Genomic DNA, 17,908 nt, shown 5'->3' on the forward strand with positions numbered 1-17,908 from the left:
ACACCGTGGGTGTCCGGACTACGGGGTCAAGCTCACAGCCGCGAGCGATCAGGCGTTGCGCGGCGGGCAGCATGCGGATAGCAAGGGGATCGTCGTGCAGCCGCTGTCGGGGTGGGCGGCTGTGCTCGGCGGCGGCGATGACCATCGGGCCGTACGCGGTCTGCGCGGCAGGGTTGCGTGGCGCCACGGGTGCTCCTTCACGGTGCGGGGGGTGAGGAGGGGCGGTCAGTCGGTTTCGGCGAATCGTTCTACCTTGTCGATGGCGCCTACGACGAGGACGATGTCGCCGTAGGCCAGCACGGTGTCCGGTGTGGCGTAGGTGAACCCACGTGTGGCACCGGGTGCCGGTGCCTGCGGTTTGACGGCGACGACGGTGACACCCCAGCGGCTGCGAAGCTTCGATTCGCGCAGCGGGACGCCGACGACGTCGCGGGGTGCTTTGGTCTTGATGACGGCGAAGTCCGCGTCGACTTCGACGTAGTCGAGGATCCGGCCGGAGAGCAGGTGGGCGACGCGTTCGCCCATGTCGTTCTCCGGGAAGACGACGTGGTGGGCGCCGACGCGGGACAGGATGCCGGCGTGCTGGGTGTTGATGGCTTTGGCCCAGATGTCGCGGATGCCGAGGTCGGCCAGTAGCGCGGTGGTCAGGATGCTGGCCTGGATGTCGGTGCCGATGGCGACGACCGCGCGGTGGAAGGCGGTGATGTCGAGCTGGTGCAGGGCATCGGCGTCGGTGCTGTCCGCGGTGACCACGTGCGGCAGCCGCCCGGCGAGCTTCTGCACGACGACGGGGTTACCGTCGATGGCGAGGACTTCGGTGCCCCGGCGGTCTAGTTCGACGGCGAGGGCGGTGCCGAATCGGCCGAGTCCGATGACAACGACGGGGGCGGTGGGTGTGTCAGCCAACGATGGTTCTCTCCTCGGGCAGTTCGTAGCGCTGGTCACGGTCGCGTAGCGCGAGCGCGGAGGCCAGAGTGAGTGGGCCGATCCGCCCGGTGAACATCAGGGCCACCAGCAGCAGTTGGGCCTCGGTGGGGAGGTCCGCGGTGATGCCGGTGGACAGACCGACGGTCGCGAACGCCGAGATCGTCTCGAACAGCACCGCGTCGAGGGTGTGCGTGGTCACGGCGAGCAGGGTGAAGGTGGCGGTGACCACCGCGCCGACGCTGAGCAGGGCGATCGCGAGGGCTTGCCGTTGGTTGGTGGCGGGGATGCGGCGGCGCCCGGCGTTGACGTGGGCCTGGCCGCGGACCTCCGACCACAGCATGAAGGCCAGCACACCGAACGTAGTGACTTTGATCCCGCCCGCGGTGCCGGCGCTGCCGCCGCCGATGAACATCAGCACGTCCGTGGCGAGCAAGCTCTCCGGGCGCATCGCGCCGATGTCGACGCTGTTGAACCCGGCAGTTCGCGCCATCGCGGACGCGAAGAACCCGGCCAGCAGCCGGTCACCGAGGTCGAGTGCGCCGAGGGTACGGGTGTTCGTCCATTCCGCCGCGGTGAACACGGCCGTGCCCGTAGCGAGCAGGACGGCGGTCAGCGTGACGGTGATGCGGGTCATCACCGACCAGCGGCTCGGGCGCCGCCATCCACGGGTGAGCTCGAAGACGACCGGGAAGCCGAGACCACCGACGATGACCGCCGCGGCTACGGTCAGGCAGATCCACGCATCGTCGGCGTAGCGAACCAGCCCGTCGGCGTGGATGGAGAAACCGGCGTTGTTGAACGCGGACACCGCATGGAACACTCCGCTGTAGAGCGCATCCGACGGCGCGAGCCCGTAGCCGGCGACCAGCCGGACGGTCAGCACCACCGCGACGAGCGCTTCAATGCCGAGGCTGAACAGCACGATGCGGCGCACCAGCCCGCGCACATCGTGCAGGCTGAGGCTCTTCGTCTCCGCCTGCGCCAGGAACCTCGCGCGCAACCCCAGCCGGCGTGACAGCAGCAGGGTCAGCATCGTGGCCAGCGTCATGATCCCCAGGCCGCCGGTCTGGATCAGCAGCAGAATGACTGTCTGACCGAACGGTGACCAGTGGGTGCCGGTGTCGACCGTGGCCAAACCCGTCACACACACTGCGGACGTCGCCGTGAACAACGCGTCGACCAGCGACGCGGGCTCGTCCGCCGTGGTCGCCCACGGCAGGCTCAGCAACCCGGTGCCGGCCGCGACGGTCGCACCGAACCCGACCGTGATCACCTGCGCGGGATGCCGGAACCGGTCGGCTCGCCGCCGCCACGCGCGTGCTGACCCGGCAAGGATCGCGCGTCCGCGCCCGGTCAGCATCCGCTGCGGCACAGCGCGCCCGACGAAGACAGCGCCGAATCTGGCACTCGCCGCAGCGCGCGACGGCACGACGTGGAACCACGGCAAACCGATGTCGGTGACACGGACGGTGGCAGCAGGGACATGGTGGTGGCGCTTCCTGTCGGCACGATGAATCGCACATCGCCGACCAGGCTTCCCGGCACACCTGCGCGCAGCGTACCAGCGAGACGTCTCTCAAGCGGCGCACATGGCAGTTCGGCGGCATCGCGCTTGCGACAGCGGGCGACGGCGGTGTCATGATCCGGCTGCTGTTTGCGATCTGCGGGATGGTGCTGCTGGCGGCGATGCTGATCGCCGGCCGGCGTCGGGACCGGTGTGGCAGTGGCGTCTGCTGGGCGTGGTGGCGGTGGGCCTGGTCGTGGCGGGGGTGTTCCCGACGGATCCGGCTCTGGGATATCCGCCTGGTGCCGCGGAGACGATCAGCGTCCCGGGGGCGGTGCATCAGGTGGGCGGCACGATGCTGTTCGCCGGGATGATCGCCGCGGCCGTCGTGACCGGCCGGGATGCCCGGCGACGCGGCTGGATCCGGTGGGCGGCCGTGTGCCTGGCCGTGGCCTGGGCTGGCGGTCGCGGCGGGGGTGGTGATCCGGCTGGTGCACCGGGACGTCATCGGCACCGGACCGGCCGGGCTGCTCGAGTTGCTGTCGATGGGCGTGCGGATTGCGCTGGGTCAGCGCGGCCATGCTGCGCGACGGACCGTCGTGGGCGTACGCTGACCGCCGGTGAGCCGGGAAGTCTGGTCGGCACGACGTTTCCGTGCGACGAAGGGCTCACCCGTGAAGGTTCTGATTCTGACGCTGGGCACCCGCGGCGACGTGCAGCCGTTCATTGCCCTCGCCCACGAACTGCGGCAACGCGGCCACGAAGCGATCGTCGCGGCTCCGCAGCGGTTCGCCGGGCTCGCCGCCGCACACGGCGTGCCGTTCTCTGCCCTCGATGACGGGCCGCTTCGGGTGCTGGATGACGGTTCGGGGGTCGAGGACGTCGCCAGGGGCGGGTTCCGGGGGAAGGTGGCGCTCATGCGGCGGATGCCGGCGATGTTCGGCCGGGTCCTCGACGACTGCTGGCAGGTGGCCGACACCGGTGCGGGCGCGGGCGCTGATGTCGTCGTGCACAACGGCCAGGTCATCGCCGGGCAGCACGTGGCCGAGAAACTCGGCGTGCCCGCCGTGCTGGGGCTGCCGTTGCCGATGTATGTGCCGACCCGCGAGTTCCCGTGGCCCGGCCAAGACGTCTCCGATCGGCTGCCGGGTTGGCTGAACCGGATTACCTACGCCGGGATGCGCGCCCCGGCGCTGATGTTCGGCCACACCGTCGACCGGTGGCGCGACCTCCTCGGCCTGCCGCGCCGGCGTGGCCGCCATGACCCGGCGTTGCGCCCTGACGGCGGGCCGGCCCCGGTGTTGCACGCCATCAGCCCCGCGGTGCTGCCGCGCCCGGCGGACTGGCCTGCCACGGCGCAGGTCACCGGCTACTGGTTCACCCCGCCGGCTCCGTCCACCGGCGGCCTCCTTGACGTGCAGGTGCGGGCGCTGCTGGACAGCCGGCCGGCGCCGGTGTTCGTAGGGTTCGGCAGCATGGCCGGACCGGACCCGGCCACCGCTTCTCGCACCGTGCTGGAGGCGCTCGATCTGGTGGGTCTGCCCGGGATCGTGGCCGGCGGCTGGGGCGGCCTGCAATCGTTCGCCTCCGATCGGCACGCGTTCGTCGCTGGTGACGTGCCGCACGAGGTGGTGTTCCCGCGGTGCGCGGTCATCGTTCATCACGGCGGCGCCGGGACCACCGCGGCCGCTGCGCGCGCCGGCGTCCCGCAGGTGATCTGCCCGTTCGTGGCCGACCAGCCGTTCTGGGGCCGGCGCATGCACCGGCTCGGCGTCGCCCCGCCACCGGTCCCGCAGACACGCCTGGATGCCCTCGCGCTGGCCGCCGCGATCCGGCAGGCCACACGGGATGCGGGCATGGCCGAGGCGGCGCGGCTGCTCGGTGAGCGGATCAGGGCGGAGAACGGTGCCGCAGCCACCGTGGACGCGCTGGAACGCATCACCGGCACACACCGGTGACCTGTGCCGCTGCGCACCCCCGGGGGCCACGGTAGGTTAGGACCAGGTGTGCCGGGAAGGCTGGTCGGCGACGGATTTTTAGTGCCTTCCTGAAGGAGTCTCATGTCTGGTGTGCCACCACGTTCCCGTCACCTCTTCGGCCGCCGGAGTTGGCCCGAGGCCCGGCGGATCGCCGAAATCCTGCGCGCGGAGACCGTCGGTGGTGCGCTGCTGCTGGGTGCGGCGGTGCTGGCACTGCTGTGGGCGAACTCGCCCTGGTCCGAGGCGTACCGCGCGCTGGGCGAGGTCACGGTCGGCCCGCACGCGCTGCACCTGGACCTGACGCTGGCGCAGTGGGCCGCGGACGGCCTGCTGGCGATCTTTTTCTTCGTCGCCGGGCTGGAGCTCAAACGCGAGTTCGTCGCCGGTGATCTGCGTGATCCGCGCCGAGCGGTGATGCCGATCGCGGCCGCAGCGGGCGGCATGGCCGTACCGGCGATCATCTACACCGTCATCAACGCCACCGCCGACGGTGGCGCGCTGGCCGGGTGGGCGGTGCCGACCGCAACCGACATCGCCTTCGCGCTCGCCGTCCTTGCTGTCGTCGGCTCGCACCTGCCGGCCGCGCTGCGCACGTTCCTGCTCACCCTCGCCGTGGTCGACGATCTGCTCGCCATCGTGATCATCGCGGTGTTCTACACCAGCTCCCTGCAGCTGCTGCCGCTGGCCGCGGCGCTGATCCCGCTCGCGGTGTTCGGGGTTCTGGTGCAGCGGCGGGTCCGGTCGTGGTGGCTGCTGCTCCCGCTCGCGGTGGCGGTGTGGGCGCTGGTGCACGCCTCCGGCATCCACGCCACGGTCGCCGGCGTCCTGCTCGGCTTCCTCGTTCCGGTCGTCCGCCGTGCCGACGGGCCCGGGCCCGGGCTGGCGGAGCACTTCGAGCACCGGTGGCGTCCGATCTCCGCCGGGGTGGCCGTGCCGGTCTTCGCGTTCTTCGCCGCCGGTGTCTCGGTCGCCGGCGCGGGCGGGCTCGGTGCGACGATGTCCGATCCGGTCACCATCGGCATCATCGCCGGTCTGGTGGCCGGCAAGGCCGTGGGTGTGCTCGCCGCGACCTGGCTGGTGCAGCGGTTCACCCGGTCCTCGCTCGGTGACCAGCTCGGCTGGTGGGACGTGCTCGGCCTGTCGTTGCTGGCCGGGATCGGGTTCACGGTGTCGCTGCTGATCGGCGAGCTGGCGTTCGGCGCCGGCAGCGAGAAGGACGAGCACGCCCGGATCGGCATTCTGGCCGGCTCGTTCGCCTCCGCGGTGCTGGCGACCGTGGTGCTGCGGATGCGCAACCGGCACTACCGGCGGTTGCACGAGATCGAGGAACGCGACGCCGACGCCGACGGCGTGCCGGACGTGTACCAGGGTGAGGCACGCTCCTGACACCTCCCCGGGAACGCGCTGTCCGTGCTGGTTCCGGTGATCCGTGGCGACTGCACCGGACTGGTCGCGCCCGGAACGGGTCGAGGCTCTGGCCGTCATCCGACTGTCACCACATCGCGGAGAGCACGCCACACACACGGACAACACTGGATGTCGGACGGGACCGGTATGCCAGCGAAAGGAGCGAGGAACGGCGGTGCTGCCGCTGCCGGCTGTCGGTGTGGGTGGGCGAGGGTCCGTTCGCCTGGTCACGCAGAACCCGCTCGACGGTGACCCGCGCCGGTGGATCACGGATTCCGTGCGGAGCGCCTTGCTGGTGCTCAGGCGCGACCACGCGTGAATGTGCCCGGGCCGATCGGCGCGGTCACCGCCGATCGCATGGGCGGGATCCGTGCCGTGCTGATGGCGCTGTCGGTCCTGTTCGCCGCAACCAGTGCCGGCGCGCGTCCTTGGGCGTACCGGCAAAGTGGCTGACCATCGTCGGCGTCCCCCTCCCGACCAGGCCACGCTGTTTCGAGACATGCGCAAGGGGAGCCATGCGTCGGCTGGCGTGGTGAAACGTCGTCTCCGTGACGCGGGCGTGCGACGACAGCCACATGATCGACAGAGTGAGACGGAGGTTCGTGACATGGAATGGTGGGCGTGGCTCATTCTCGCCGTAGTACTGCTTGTCGTGGCGGTGGCAGCGGTCCTTGTGACGCAGTTGCGGCGGCGGCGCGGAGGCATCGTGGTCGTGGACGCGCGGGCCCGGGCGGAGGATCGATCATGAGTGATCTCGTGCGCGCCACCGACCTCCTCGGTCGCCCCGTGGTAACGCTCGGCGGCGAGGACGTCGCCCTGGTCAAGGACATCGTGTTCGCCTCGCCCGGAGGGCGCATCCTCGGCTTCACGCTCGCCGGTCGCGGTGCCTTCGCCGGGCCGCTCAGCCAGGCGCTGCCCTGGAAGCTCGTGCACGGTGCCGGGCGGGACGCCATCATGATCGACGATGGTGCTCTTCCGACCCGCGACGCCCTGGCGGACCGCTCCGAGGTGCACGACGGCGAGGTCCTCGGCGACGTCGTGCTGACCGACACGGGAACCGCGCTCGGGACCGTCACCGATGTGATCGTCGAGCTCGGCACGGAGCCGCGGGTCGTCGGTTATGAGATTCGCACCAGCGAAGCGCTGCCGCCGGCGGGCCGTGTCGGCCTGATCCCGCTGCCCGACACGATGGCCGCGTCGGGCGAGGCGGTCGTTGTGCCGGCCGCGATCACCAAGCACATGGCCGACGACCTGGCCGCTTTCGGCGCCACCGTCGCATCGTTTCGTGCCCGGCAGGGGAGTACCCGATGACCCGCTACTCCGGTATTCACGGCCTTGGCATCGTCGACACCGGCAACGCCACTACGGTCGCACGGGTCGACGGCATCATCATCGATCCGGTGACCGCGACCGTGGTGGCCATCGAGGCACGCGCCGGCCGAAGCCACAGCGCCGTGCACTGGCCGGACATCGCCGGTTTCGGCGACGCGGTCACGGTGGCGTCGCCCGGCGCGATCCGGCCCGCCGACGGGCGCGCCGCCGAGCTGCGCGGCGCCCGGCACGATCTGCTGCGGAAGCGTGTCCTGACTGATGCGGGGGACGAGATCGGGCGCGTGGTCGACATCGACTTCGATCCGCGCACCGGGACGGTCACCGGGCTGGTGACCGACAACGGCACGGTCGACGGTGCCCGGCTGATGGGCTGCGGCTCCTACGCCGTCGTCGTGCGCGGACGCTGAGAAGCGCCGGCCGGGCCACGAACGGCGTCTGCTGTCCGGCCGTCATTCCGTCCGTCCTGGGGTTCCGCGCCCGGGCTCCACACGGACGCGGCGACGCGGTCGGCGAAGGAGGGGCTGGCCTTGGAGAAACGCACGGCGTGCAGCACGGAGTGTGGCGTCGCGTCCAGTCGGAGCGCAGGGAACGCCGCCGTCGCCGCCGGGAAACGGCCGCGGACGGCTTCGGCCGCGCGCCCCTGGACCTGGACGGGCTGCTTCGGACGCCGCACGAGGTCGACGGCCAAGGCGTGCCTGTTTTCCGCGACGTCGGCCGCTGACGGCTCCCGCCGCCCGCGCCCTCATCCGAAATCCGTGTCGGCCTCTCCGCCCCTGTCCACACCGGTGAGTACGCCACCGTCCCCGAGCTGAGCCATCGGCACCACGCTGAGCGTCCCGTCGGTCTCGAGCACCACTGCGGCGACCCCGGACAGATTGCCCATACCCTGCGTGCGGACGGCCTGTGAGAGTTCGGCCTCGGTGACCCGCTGCCGCCTCATCGCTGCGGTCAGCATCCGGCCGCGGTGCGCCAGCAGGGTCGGATCGGACTTCAGCAGCCGGCGCGTCACCGTCGACCGCACCGACAGCCAGGTGCCGGTCAGCTGGAGGAGCACCAGCAGGACCAGCGCCGTGACGCCCTCGGCGCCTTGATCTCGGTGTCGTTCCTGGCGGAGATCTCGTGGCCGGGCTGGCTCTTCGCCGTGCTGGCGATCTTCGTCGCCCGTCCTCTGGCACTGTGGCTGTCGTTCATCCGGTGCGGTCTCGGCATGCGGGAACAGGCGGCCGCCATGTGGTTCGGCCCGAAGGGGTTCGCCTCGGTGGTGTACGGCCTGCTGGTGCTGGAGTCGGGTATCACCGCGGCGAACGAGATCTTCCATCTCGTCGCACTGACCATCGTGCTGTCGATCCTGCTGCACTCGTCGACCGATGTCGTCGTGGCCCGCACCTTCGACCAACGGAAGGAGGCCCCGGCGTGGCACGGCGTGCTCCGTCGCGTCGTGCGCCCCGGGACAGGCGGGGACACCACGCCGGACGGCGATTCCGGGACCCGGCTGTGACATCCGGCATCCCGCGGCTCAGCGCGTGATCCGGGCTGCGCGTGCTCAGGACCGGGTGCGCACCTGAATCAGCCGGTCGCCGGCGGCGAACACACCGATCTGGTCATAACGGATCAGGGCCTCGTTCCGCACGGCGGCGAGGATCACGTCCTCGCACTGTCCGGGCGACGAGCCGATCTCGTCCTCCCGGACCGGCCGGTCGACCAGGTGCAGACCACGGCCCTGCACGAGCAGGTCACCGATCACATCGCTGGCCGCCGGACTGTGCGCGGACAAGCCGAGCAGCCGCCCGGCCGCCTCCGACGACGTGATGACCCGGGTCGCGCCGCTGCGCCGCAGCAGCGGGACGTTCTCGGCGGCCCGGACCGCCACGGCGATCGGCGCGTCGGGGTTCAACTGCCGCACGCTGAGCGTCACCAGCGCGGCGGTATCGTCGCGGTCCGCGGCGACGATGATCCGGGCGGCATCACCGGCCCCGGCCTGCATCAGGATCATCGAACGCGTCGCGTCGCCGATCACCGCGGCGTGACCGTCCTCGGTCGCCTCCCGCGCGGCGTCCGCCGAGACGTCGATGACGACGAACTGCTCGGCCGTGTCGGCACTCTCCCGGAGGACGCTGATGGCCGCCCGCCCCTTGATGCCGTAACCGACGACCACCGTGTGCCCGCGCAACCGCGACCTCCAACGCTTCAGCTTCCACCGACGTCGGGTGCGCTGGGTCAGCACCTCGAACGTGGTGCCCACCAGCAACGCCAGGAAGAACACCCGAAGTGGCATGATGACGACGACGTTGACCAGGCGGGCCGAGTCCGACACCGGCACGATGTCGCCGTAACCCGTGGTCGACAGGCTCACTCCCGCGTAGTACATCGCGTCGAGCACGGAGACGACGCCGTCACGCCCGTCGCGGTATCCGTCGCGGTCGAGCAGTACCGTGACGGTCATGGTCGCCAGTGCCGCCAGGGCGAGCGCGAGGCGGCTCGCCATCGTCGTGACCGGACCGACCTGGTGGAGCGGAAGTCGTACACCCTCCTCGACCACCCCTGCACTGTAGCGGCCCGTTGGCCCGCCCGCCCGTGCCGGCCGCCGGAGCCGGCGGCCGGCACGGGCGGGCGTCGCTCACATGCGGTACGGCGGGAATCCACGGTAGATGTACCCAGGACCCCAGTACGGCGGGTAGCCGTAGTAGTCGTACAGCGGCTCGTAGTGGGCCGGCTCGTCAGTGAGCTCAGGGTCGTATTCCGGTGCGGCCGTGACCCGCTCCCGCGACGGCCCGACGTGCACGGTGGCGTCCGTGACGCCGGTGACGGCGTCGACCGGGATGAAGACGGCGGTGGCGCCGATGCCGAGGATGCCGCCGTGCTTGACGCGCAGGAGGCGCACCTTGTGCTCGTCGGCGTCGATCAGCAATTCGTCGACCGTGCCGATCTCCTCGCCGTCGCGGTCGCGCACCTCCCGGCCGCGGATGTCGTCGCCGGGGTCGGCGAGCATCTGATCACTGTCGCTCAACTTGACCAAGGACGATGTGTGCGGAGAGGTCATCGTGCTTCTCCCTTCTCGTGTCGGAAAGCGCCGGCGGTGCGGCACGCCCGTACGCCGGTTCCCGTCCTCTACCGCTCGGCGGCGGCGGCGAATCGCAACAGTGTCCGTTTCGGGTGGTGGGGCGGATCCGGGAGTTTCTCCGGCGATGCGAACACGGACCCATGACAGGTTCGTGACGAATCCGGAGAGGAGTTTTGCCGCGTCGCACCAGGGTTATCCCGAACGCAGGACGTCCGTTGGGAACGTCACGGCGCGGCGGCGGATGCTGGATCGCCCGCCCGGAGGGCGCCGAATCTGTCGCGCACCGCCGATGTTCCGCCCCCTATCGACTGTCCGGGAGGTTCGATGCCTGTCGCCACCGACCACCGTCCCCGCGTGGGCGCGCCGATCACCGATGACCGGGAGCCGGCCACGGTGGAGGCGCTCCGGCGGATGCACCGGCCCGGCTGCCCGCCGCGCGAACGCGAACGGCTGCGTGAGGAGGTCCTGCGACGCAATCTGTCCCTCGCACACCGCCTCGCCGCCAGGTACCGCGACCGTGGCGAGCATCTCGACGACCTGCGCCAGGTGGCCGCTCTGGCGCTGGTGAAAGCCGTCGATGGATATGACCCGGGCCGGGGCGGCAACTTCACGGCGTACGCGCACCCCACGATCACCGGCGAGCTCAAGCGGCACTTCCGGGACCGGGTGTGGAGCGTGCACCTGCCCCGTCAGGTGCAGGAACGCAGTCTGGACGTCACCCGGGCCCGCGCCGAACTGACACAGCGGTTGCAACACACGCCGTCCGCGTCCGAGATCGCCACCGTTCTCGGCGTCACGGAGGCGGACGTGCGCGCCACCGATGCCAGCGCCTCCGCATACCGATGCGAGTCGTTGAACCACCGTTCCGGCTCCGACGACGCGCCGGAACGGCTGGACCTGCTCGGTGACCGGGACTCGGCCCTCGACGCGGTCAGCGACCGGGTGGCGCTGGAGACCACGCTGGCCGAACTGCCCGTCCGCGTCCGTCATGTGGTGCGGCGCTACTTCTTCGACAACCGCACCCAGGACCAGATCGCGTCGGAGCTCGGTACGTCACAGATGACGGTGTCCCGGCTCCTCGCCGGGGCGCTGGCGCGGCTGCGCACGCTCCTGTCGGACGACGCGGAAGTCCTCAGCGCGACACCCGCGGAGGAGCCGCTGCGTACCTGCGAGACCGAGCCGGGTGTCCTGGTGGCCACGGTCACCGGTCACGCCGTCTGGCGCGACGCGCTGATCGGGCTGGTCGTGAGCCGGCGCCCGCGCACCCTCGTGGTGGATCTGCGCCGCCTCCGATGCCCGGCCGCGGGGATCGCCCGGGCACTGATCGACCTGTACCGTGCCTCCGGGCACACCGGCTCGGGTCTGCGCGTCGTCAACCTCACCCCACAGCAGCACGCGGCACTCCGGGCGTACGGTGTCACCCGGCTTGTCGCCTGCCAGGTCCGGACGCCGGCCGTTCCGCCCCGCCCGGCGCAACCGTCCGACGGGTACGGAGACGACCGGCCCACCCGGCCGTTCCGGCCGAGCGCGGCACCCGCCGGGAGTGACCGTCCGGCCGCGCGGCCGACCGCCCGTACACCGGCGCCGCCTGCGGTGGGAGATGCCGAAGGGCGACGCCGTTGTTTCGCCTCCGTGCGTCCGGGGCAGGCCACCAGGACGGCGGAGCCGGAGCTGCCCGTTCCCCCCACGAGGCTCCGGCTCCGCCCCTGCCCAGCCGCCGTGAGCGCTCGCGGGAAAACCGCGTCTCGCGCCGATACGGCGGGGCCAACCCTCGTCCGTGGTTCGTGCGCCGGCCCGGGACTGCTCGGCCGCGGCCGAGACCGGATCCGAGCCGTCGCCGGCATCCGCATGCTACCGCCTGGCGATGGGCGGTGGGCGACGCCGGTGGTCACGCCCGGCACATCGCAGCCGGGGCGGATGGGCGCGTCGCCGGTGCCGAGCCGGCGGAAGGAGGAGGACAGATGTGGGAGAGAATCTGCCGCCGCGCAGCCGCGTGCACGCTCGCCCTCGTGCTGGTCGCCTGCGGTGACCCGCAGGAGGTGCTGCAGAGCGGCACCTACGGGGCCGACGGGCGGACCGGCGACGTGCTGCTGCGCGGAGTACGGGTGCAGGGCCCGGACGGTCACCGGCTCGCGACGGGCGGGAACGCCACGGTGTGGCTGCGCCTGATCAACGAGCGTGGATCCGAGGAGTTGCTGTCCGTCAGCAGCGATACCGCCTCAGCGGTCGAGATCCGATGGGACCGGGCCTGCGACGGGACGGCGGAGACGGTCAGCAGCCTGCCGCTGCCCGCCGCCGGCGGGGTCACCGACGATGACCCCGCCGGCGCCGACGAGTTCGCCCCGTACCATCTGCGCCTGGTCGGTCTGACCCGGGACGTGCCGGTCGGGACGACCGTTCCGCTGACGTTCGACTTCGCGATCGCGCCGTCGGTCACGGTGGAGGTGCCGGTCGTGCCGGACACCGATGTGCAGGCTTACCCCAGCACCACCTGCTCGTCCACGGGATGACGGCGACCGGGGCCGTGGCAGCCGCGACGCCCGATCCACCGATTTGATGCGTGCCCGGTCAGGGCAGCCGGGCCGGCACGGAGTCCACGACAGGAGGAAGACATGACCACATCGACGATGCCGATGCTCGAGACGTACCCGAAGGGCATGAGCCTCGACCGCGCGGTGCTCGCCGCGGCGATCGACGCGCTGATCGACTGCGCCGCCGCCTGCACGGCTTGCGCCGACGCCTGCCTCAGCGAGGACACGGTGGCCGAGCTCACCAAGTGTGTCCGCACCAACCTCGACTGCGCCGATATCTGCGGCGTCACCGCGCGCGTGCTGTCCCGGCACACCGGTTACGACGCGAACATCAGCCGTGCGCTGCTGGAGGCCTGTGCGACGGCCTGCGCCGCCTGCGCCGACGAATGCGGCGGGCACGCCGGTATGCACGAGCACTGCCGGGTCTGCGCCGACGCGTGCCGCGCCTGCGAGCGTGCGTGCCGGGACCTGCTCGCCGTGATGAGCTGACGCCCGGGTCGTCAGGCGCCGCTGGGAAGGGTTCCCGGGCGGCACCTGACGACCCGGACCCAGGGTGCGGTGTACGGCGCCGGGATCTGGTTCAGGAGGGGCCGGTGTGCTGGTCGGTGGCGCTGGCCGTGGTGCGGGTGGCGGTGCCGGAGAGTTCGCGGGCGGAGTTGACCAGGCCGACGAGACTGAACGCCTGTGGCGTGTTGCCCAGCTGACGTCCGGAGACCGGGTCGTACTCCTCGGCGAGCAGGCCGACGTCGTTGCGCAGGCCGAGCAGCCGTTCGAAGAGGTCCGTGGCCTCGCGGCGCCGCCCGGTGGCGTGGAGCGCGTCGACGAGCCAGAAGCTGCACGCCAGGAAGGCACCTTCGGTGCCCGGGAGACCGTCGACGTTGTCGTCCTGCTGCGGGTGGTATCGCATCACCAGCCCGTCCACGCAGAGTTCGCGGCGTACGGCGTCGACGGTGCCGGTCACCCGTGGGTCGTCCCAGGGCAGGAAACCGACGCGGGGCAGGAGTAGCAGAGCGGCGTCCAGCCCGGTGGAACCGTAGAACTGCGTGAACGTGTTGCGTTCCGGGTCGAAGCCCCGGGCGCACACGTCGGCGTGGATGCGGTCACGGATTGCCAGCCAGCGGTCGGCGGGGCCGTCGAGGCCGTGGTGGTGTACCGCCTTGACGGCCCGGTCGAAGCCGGCCCAGGCCATGACCTTGGAGTGGACGAAGTGCCGGCGCGGCCCGCGTACCTCCCAGAGGCTGTTGTCGGGCTGTTCCCAGTTGCCCTCCAGGAAGTCGAGCAGGGCCCGTTGCAGGTCCCAAGCGGTCTCGTTCGCGGCGACCCCGGATTCGCGGCTCAGATGCAGACCGTCCAGGACCTCGCCCCATACGTCCAGCTGGAGCTGGTCCGCAGCGGCGTTGCCGACCCGGACGGGTGCGGATCCCTCGTATCCGGACAGCCAGGGCAAGGTCTGCTCGGGGATGCGCCGGGTGCCGTCGAGGCCGTACATGATCTGCAGGGTGGCCGGGTCACCGGCGACGGCCCGCAGCAGCCATTCCCGCCAGGCGCGTGCCTCGTCCCGGTATCCGGTGCCGAGCAATGCCTGCAACGTGAACGTGGAGTCGCGTAGCCAGCAGTACCGGTAGTCCCAGTTGCGGGTGCCGCCGAGCTGCTCGGGCAGCGACGTGGTCGCGGCGGCGAGGATCCCGCCGGTCGGGGCGTAGGTGAGCGCCTTCAGCGTGATCAGCGCGCGGCGCACGGCCTCGGGCCAGCGGCCGTCGTAGGTGCAGCGGTCCATCCAGTCCCGCCAGAAGCGGTCGGTGCTCTCGATCGCTGTGTGCGCCTCGACCGGCTGAGGCCGGGGCAGGTGCGATGCCTGATGGGTGAGGACGAATCGGACGGTCTGTCCCGCGCCGACGGTGAAGTCCGCGACGGTGCGGTGGTCCTGCCCGTGTACGGGCGCATCCGTGTGCAGCCAGATCGTGTCCGGTCCGGCGATCGCGGCGAGATCGCCGTCGTGGCGCCGGACCCACGGTACGACGTGTCCGTAGTCGAGACGCAGTACCAGGTCCATGCGCATGGACACCGCGCCGTCGAGGCCCTCGACCACGCGGACCAGATCGGCGGCCTCTCCGCGCGGCGGCATGCAGTCGGTGACGCGTACCGTACCGTCGGGAGTGTCCCATTCCGTCTCCAGGACCAGCGTGTTCTCGCGGTAGCGGCGGCGCGTCGCCGGGCCGCCTTCCGCAGGGCCGATACGCCAGTGGCCGGCGGACTCGTCGTGCAGCAGTGCGGCGAAACAGGCGGGGGAGTCGAACCGCGGCAGGCAGAGCCAGTCGACGGATCCGTCCCGGCCGATCAGCGCGGCCGTCTGCAGATCACCGATGACGGCATAGTCCTCGATACGTCCCGGCATGTAGCCGCCTCCTCAGCACGGTCGTGTGGCTTCCGCGGTCCGCACGTCGGCGGAGCGCGGTCCCGGGCGGACGCGCACCGCGTGACGACCGGGTCGCAGCGCAGACGTCGCGGCCTGGATCGCACCGCACGCTGAGGTCCCTACCCGGCGGCCGTGCCGCGAAACGGCGAGATGACCATCCAGGCCGCTGGGAGCGCCGGCGAGGCCATGGACGCGGAGGTGCTCGCGGCGTAGGCTGACTGAAATACCAATCCGGTCAGTCGGTCAGACGGGCGGGCGCAGATGGGTGCGGCCAAGGCGGAGCGCATTCTGGACGCGTCGGAAACGCTGCTGCTGCGGTTCGGATACCGCCGCACCACGGTGGACGACGTCGCCCGCCAGGCTGGCGTCGGTAAGGGAACCATCTATCTCTACTGGCCCACCAAGGCGGAGTTGTTCGGGGCCGTCCTCACCCGTGAGTCGGCGCGGATGCTCGCCGAGCAGCTCGCGCGGCTCCGGAACGACCTCGCCGAGGCCCGGCTGCATCGGCTGATCCGTCACTCGTTCCGGCAAACCGTCAGTCGGCCGCTGGCCAGATCCTTCGCCACCCAGGACCGGGACGTGATGGGTGAGCTGCTGGCAGCCAGCGGATCGAGCGCGCGTTTCCTTGCAGGAAAGATCGACACGACGGCGCAGTATCTGATCGTCCTGCACCGCCACGGGCTGCTGACCGACGACCCGGTCGCCGACCGGACGGTCCTGCACCGGCTGTCCGCCACGGTGCTCGGCAGTCTCTTCCTCGAGGGTGGGCTCGGCCAGGACGATCTCAGCGTGGAGGGAAGGGCCGATGCGCTGGCGACCACCGTACGCCGCGCTTTTGAACCGGAACCGGAACCGGCCCCGGAGGCCCTGCGAGCCGCGGCGAACCAGCTGATCGAGTTGTGTGAGCGCTGGTCGGTGGATCTCGCCGGCGTGTTGCGGGGCGCATGGGCGCCCCAGATCGTACCCGGCGACGAACCAGGGAGGACCGAGCCGTGACACAGGTCAAAGTCGTACTGCCGGACGCCGTGGAACCGCGCTGATCATGCTGTACGGGTTGGCCGTGGACTACCGCGCCGAGCCGTCCATCCTCGGTGACTCGATCGCTGCGCAGGCATGCGACCGGATCGACTACGACTTCACTCGCCTGCGCTCGCGGCTGGTCTCACCCGAGAGCATGAGTGTCAAGGTCGCGGCGCGCGCAAGATTCTTCGACGCCTGGACCAACGACTTTCTCGCCGAGCACGAGCGGGCCACCGTGCTGCACCTCGGCGCGGGCTTGGACCCGAGGGTGTGGCGGATCGATCCGGGACCCGGTGTAGCGTGGTACGACGTCGACCTTCCCGGAATCGTCGACGCCCGCCGGGAGCTCTTTCCCGATCACGCGAACTACCGGCTGATCGCGGCGTCGGTCACCGAGCCGAGCTGGCTGGAGCGGATCCCGCCCGAACCGCCGGTCCTCGTCATCGCCCAAGGACTCACGATGTACCTGCGGCCCGAGGACGGGTGCACGCTCTTGCGGAGGATCACCGACCGCTTCGCCCGTGGGGCCGTCATCCTCGATACGTACAGCAAGCTGGGCGTACGCGTCGTCAACGGCATGCTGAAACGCCAGTTCGGTTCGGCGATGCTGTGCTGGGCCATCGACGACCCGCGCGAACTCGAACGAGCCGTGTCGCCCCTACGCTGCACCGACGTGGTCAGTGCGACGTCCCCGGCGGTGGTCGACGGACTGCCTGCCGGCACGGCACCGCGCGGCTCCCGCCTCTTCGCTCGCATCGCCGAGCTGGTTCCACCGCTGCGCGATCTCAGCCTGCACGTCCGTTACGAATTCGGGGCGGCGGACCGGACAACCACGGCATAGGTGTCACCGCCATGGCGTCCGGCCATCCTCCGGCCGGTCAGCGTGGGGCGCGGGGGCGCTGCGTGACGATGGTGGTCAGGCCGACTCCGATGACGGCCAGCAGAGCGGGCAACATGAGGCGGCCGAGCGCCGTGCTGCCGGTCAGCTCGGCTCCGGTCGCGCCCAGCAACGCGGCGCCGATCGACACCGCGATGACGAGCGGGCCGGGGACCGTCGTACGACGCCGGGTAGCGAGCCGGCCCAGCACGCCGACGAGCAGGCCGATCGTCACCGCCAGAAAGAATGGAAGGAGGATCATGACAACTCCTGTCACTGGGGGCACGGCGCGGTAGCCCTTCTCCTCGGGCGTGCCCCCTCGACGGCGCCCGAACCACCGTAGGATGTCTAACGCGAATCGGGCTGGTCCAGCAGACGGTCGAGCCCGTGGCGACTCAACCGGTCCCGGATCGCCGGTGCGGCGGCAATCACTGCGACGGTCGTGTCGTTGGCTGCGGCGTGTTCGCATCCGGTACGCAGTGCGAGAAGGCCGCTGTCGGAGATGGACGGTACGGCGCTGAGGTCCACGACGATGTGCGCCGGCCGCGTTGCGGCCAGGACCATGGTGAATCGTTCGCGGAGCAGGCGCGCGGCGTCGGAGGAGCCGATCTCGCCCTGCGGCTCGATGGCGATCACCACGTCCGGCTCGGGTAGCCGATGAGTATCGATCACGAGTGTCATCGTTCGTCCTTTCGGCTCGGCCGCCGCGAAGTCACGGCGGGTCCTGCACCGTCCACGTTTTCCCGGCTCTGTGACGAACCCGGATCGGAATCCCCGCGCTCGGATGACAGATCGAACACATCCCCGGCCGGGCGCCCGCTGCCGCCGGACCGGAGTCGGCACTACCGGACGCG

At 71.0% G+C, this 17,908-nt stretch carries 17 protein-coding genes and 3 pseudogenes; 12 read left to right on the plus strand and 8 right to left on the minus strand.

Annotated elements, in window-relative coordinates:
• Positions 1–225: 225 nt before the first annotated feature.
• Both J2S44_RS38735 and J2S44_RS38740 read right to left on the minus strand, forming a co-directional pair.
• A complete protein-coding gene (locus J2S44_RS38735) occupies positions 226–906 on the minus strand; it encodes a potassium channel family protein (RefSeq protein ID WP_310424875.1) in 681 nt (226 codons plus the stop codon).
• The gene (locus J2S44_RS38740; protein ID WP_310424877.1) at positions 899–2,356 is read right to left on the minus strand and encodes a TrkH family potassium uptake protein; all 1,458 of its coding nucleotides are present in this window, start codon (positions 2,354–2,356) and stop codon (positions 899–901) included. Before J2S44_RS38740 ends, J2S44_RS38735 begins: the two co-directional genes overlap by 8 nt.
• Positions 2,357–2,516: 160 nt before the next feature.
• Between J2S44_RS38740 and J2S44_RS43065 the strand changes: the two are divergent.
• From J2S44_RS43065 to J2S44_RS38765, 6 genes and pseudogenes are all read left to right on the plus strand, one after another.
• Positions 2,517–2,882 (plus strand): annotated as a pseudogene (locus tag J2S44_RS43065) (DUF998 domain-containing protein); the annotation flags it as partial.
• 28 nt (positions 2,883–2,910) lie between these two features.
• Positions 2,911–3,045 (plus strand): hypothetical protein, encoded by a 135-nt coding sequence (locus J2S44_RS38745; RefSeq protein WP_310424879.1) that lies wholly within the window; start codon positions 2,911–2,913, stop codon positions 3,043–3,045.
• 60 nt (positions 3,046–3,105) lie between these two features.
• Entirely contained in the window at positions 3,106–4,389 is a 1,284-nt protein-coding gene (locus J2S44_RS38750) for a glycosyltransferase (RefSeq protein ID WP_310424881.1), read from the plus strand.
• Positions 4,390–4,491: 102 nt separating this feature from the next.
• Positions 4,492–5,796: a Na+/H+ antiporter NhaA gene (nhaA, locus tag J2S44_RS38755; protein WP_310424883.1), complete on the plus strand. Its 1,305-nt coding sequence runs from the start codon at positions 4,492–4,494 to the stop codon at positions 5,794–5,796.
• A 765-nt stretch (positions 5,797–6,561) separates the two neighbouring features.
• Complete coding sequence (locus J2S44_RS38760; protein WP_310424885.1) at positions 6,562–7,128, plus strand: PRC-barrel domain-containing protein; 567 nt, start codon at positions 6,562–6,564, stop codon at positions 7,126–7,128.
• Positions 7,125–7,556, plus strand: coding sequence for a PRC-barrel domain-containing protein (locus J2S44_RS38765; protein WP_310424887.1), 432 nt, complete (start codon positions 7,125–7,127; stop codon positions 7,554–7,556). The genes J2S44_RS38760 and J2S44_RS38765 overlap by 4 nt, the downstream gene beginning before the upstream one ends.
• A 335-nt stretch (positions 7,557–7,891) precedes the next feature.
• Here the strand turns inward: J2S44_RS38765 and J2S44_RS38770 are convergent, their stop codons facing one another.
• On the minus strand, positions 7,892–8,203 hold the full coding sequence (locus J2S44_RS38770; RefSeq protein ID WP_310424889.1) for a DUF421 domain-containing protein: 312 nt from the start codon (positions 8,201–8,203) through the stop codon (positions 7,892–7,894).
• 27 nt (positions 8,204–8,230) lie between these two features.
• On the opposite strand from J2S44_RS38770, the pseudogene J2S44_RS38775 reads away from it, so the two are divergent.
• Positions 8,231–8,647 (plus strand): annotated as a pseudogene (locus J2S44_RS38775) (cation:proton antiporter domain-containing protein); the annotation flags it as partial.
• A gap of 45 nt (positions 8,648–8,692) precedes the next feature.
• Here J2S44_RS38775 and J2S44_RS38780 read toward each other — a convergent pair.
• Together J2S44_RS38780 and J2S44_RS38785 are read right to left on the minus strand one after the other, a co-directional pair.
• Complete coding sequence (locus tag J2S44_RS38780; protein WP_310424891.1) at positions 8,693–9,634, minus strand: potassium channel family protein; 942 nt, start codon at positions 9,632–9,634, stop codon at positions 8,693–8,695.
• Between the two features lie 132 nt (positions 9,635–9,766).
• Entirely contained in the window at positions 9,767–10,138 is a 372-nt protein-coding gene (locus tag J2S44_RS38785) for a PRC-barrel domain-containing protein (RefSeq protein WP_310424893.1), read from the minus strand.
• Positions 10,139–10,621: 483 nt separating this feature from the next.
• Between J2S44_RS38785 and J2S44_RS43070 the strand changes: the two are divergent.
• The 3 genes and pseudogenes from J2S44_RS43070 to J2S44_RS38800 form a co-directional block, all read left to right on the plus strand.
• Positions 10,622–11,260 (plus strand): annotated as a pseudogene (locus J2S44_RS43070) (sigma-70 family RNA polymerase sigma factor); the annotation flags it as partial.
• Between the two features lie 911 nt (positions 11,261–12,171).
• Positions 12,172–12,720, plus strand: coding sequence for a copper chaperone PCu(A)C (locus tag J2S44_RS38795; protein WP_310424897.1), 549 nt, complete (start codon positions 12,172–12,174; stop codon positions 12,718–12,720).
• A 102-nt stretch (positions 12,721–12,822) separates the two neighbouring features.
• Entirely contained in the window at positions 12,823–13,230 is a 408-nt protein-coding gene (locus J2S44_RS38800) for a four-helix bundle copper-binding protein (protein ID WP_310424899.1), read from the plus strand.
• A gap of 91 nt (positions 13,231–13,321) precedes the next feature.
• Here the strand turns inward: J2S44_RS38800 and J2S44_RS38805 are convergent, their stop codons facing one another.
• The gene (locus J2S44_RS38805) at positions 13,322–15,136 is read right to left on the minus strand and encodes a glycoside hydrolase family 15 protein (protein WP_310424901.1); all 1,815 of its coding nucleotides are present in this window, start codon (positions 15,134–15,136) and stop codon (positions 13,322–13,324) included.
• A 282-nt stretch (positions 15,137–15,418) separates the two neighbouring features.
• Between J2S44_RS38805 and J2S44_RS38810 the strand changes: the two genes are divergently transcribed.
• Positions 15,419–16,153, plus strand: a complete 735-nt coding sequence (locus J2S44_RS38810; RefSeq protein WP_310424903.1) for a TetR/AcrR family transcriptional regulator — start codon at positions 15,419–15,421, stop codon at positions 16,151–16,153.
• 46 nt (positions 16,154–16,199) lie between these two features.
• On the plus strand, positions 16,200–17,018 hold the full coding sequence (locus J2S44_RS38815; RefSeq protein WP_310424904.1) for a class I SAM-dependent methyltransferase: 819 nt from the start codon (positions 16,200–16,202) through the stop codon (positions 17,016–17,018).
• A gap of 37 nt (positions 17,019–17,055) precedes the next feature.
• Here the strand turns inward: J2S44_RS38815 and J2S44_RS38820 are convergent, their stop codons facing one another.
• Entirely contained in the window at positions 17,056–17,316 is a 261-nt protein-coding gene (locus J2S44_RS38820; protein ID WP_310424906.1) for a GlsB/YeaQ/YmgE family stress response membrane protein, read from the minus strand.
• Positions 17,317–17,402: 86 nt separating this feature from the next.
• Positions 17,403–17,735 (minus strand): STAS domain-containing protein, encoded by a 333-nt coding sequence (locus tag J2S44_RS38825; protein ID WP_310424909.1) that lies wholly within the window; start codon positions 17,733–17,735, stop codon positions 17,403–17,405.
• Positions 17,736–17,908: the final 173 nt, after the last annotated feature.

Origin of the sequence: Catenuloplanes niger, assembly GCF_031458255.1 — a bacterium.
GTDB lineage: Bacteria > Actinomycetota > Actinomycetes > Mycobacteriales > Micromonosporaceae > Catenuloplanes > Catenuloplanes niger.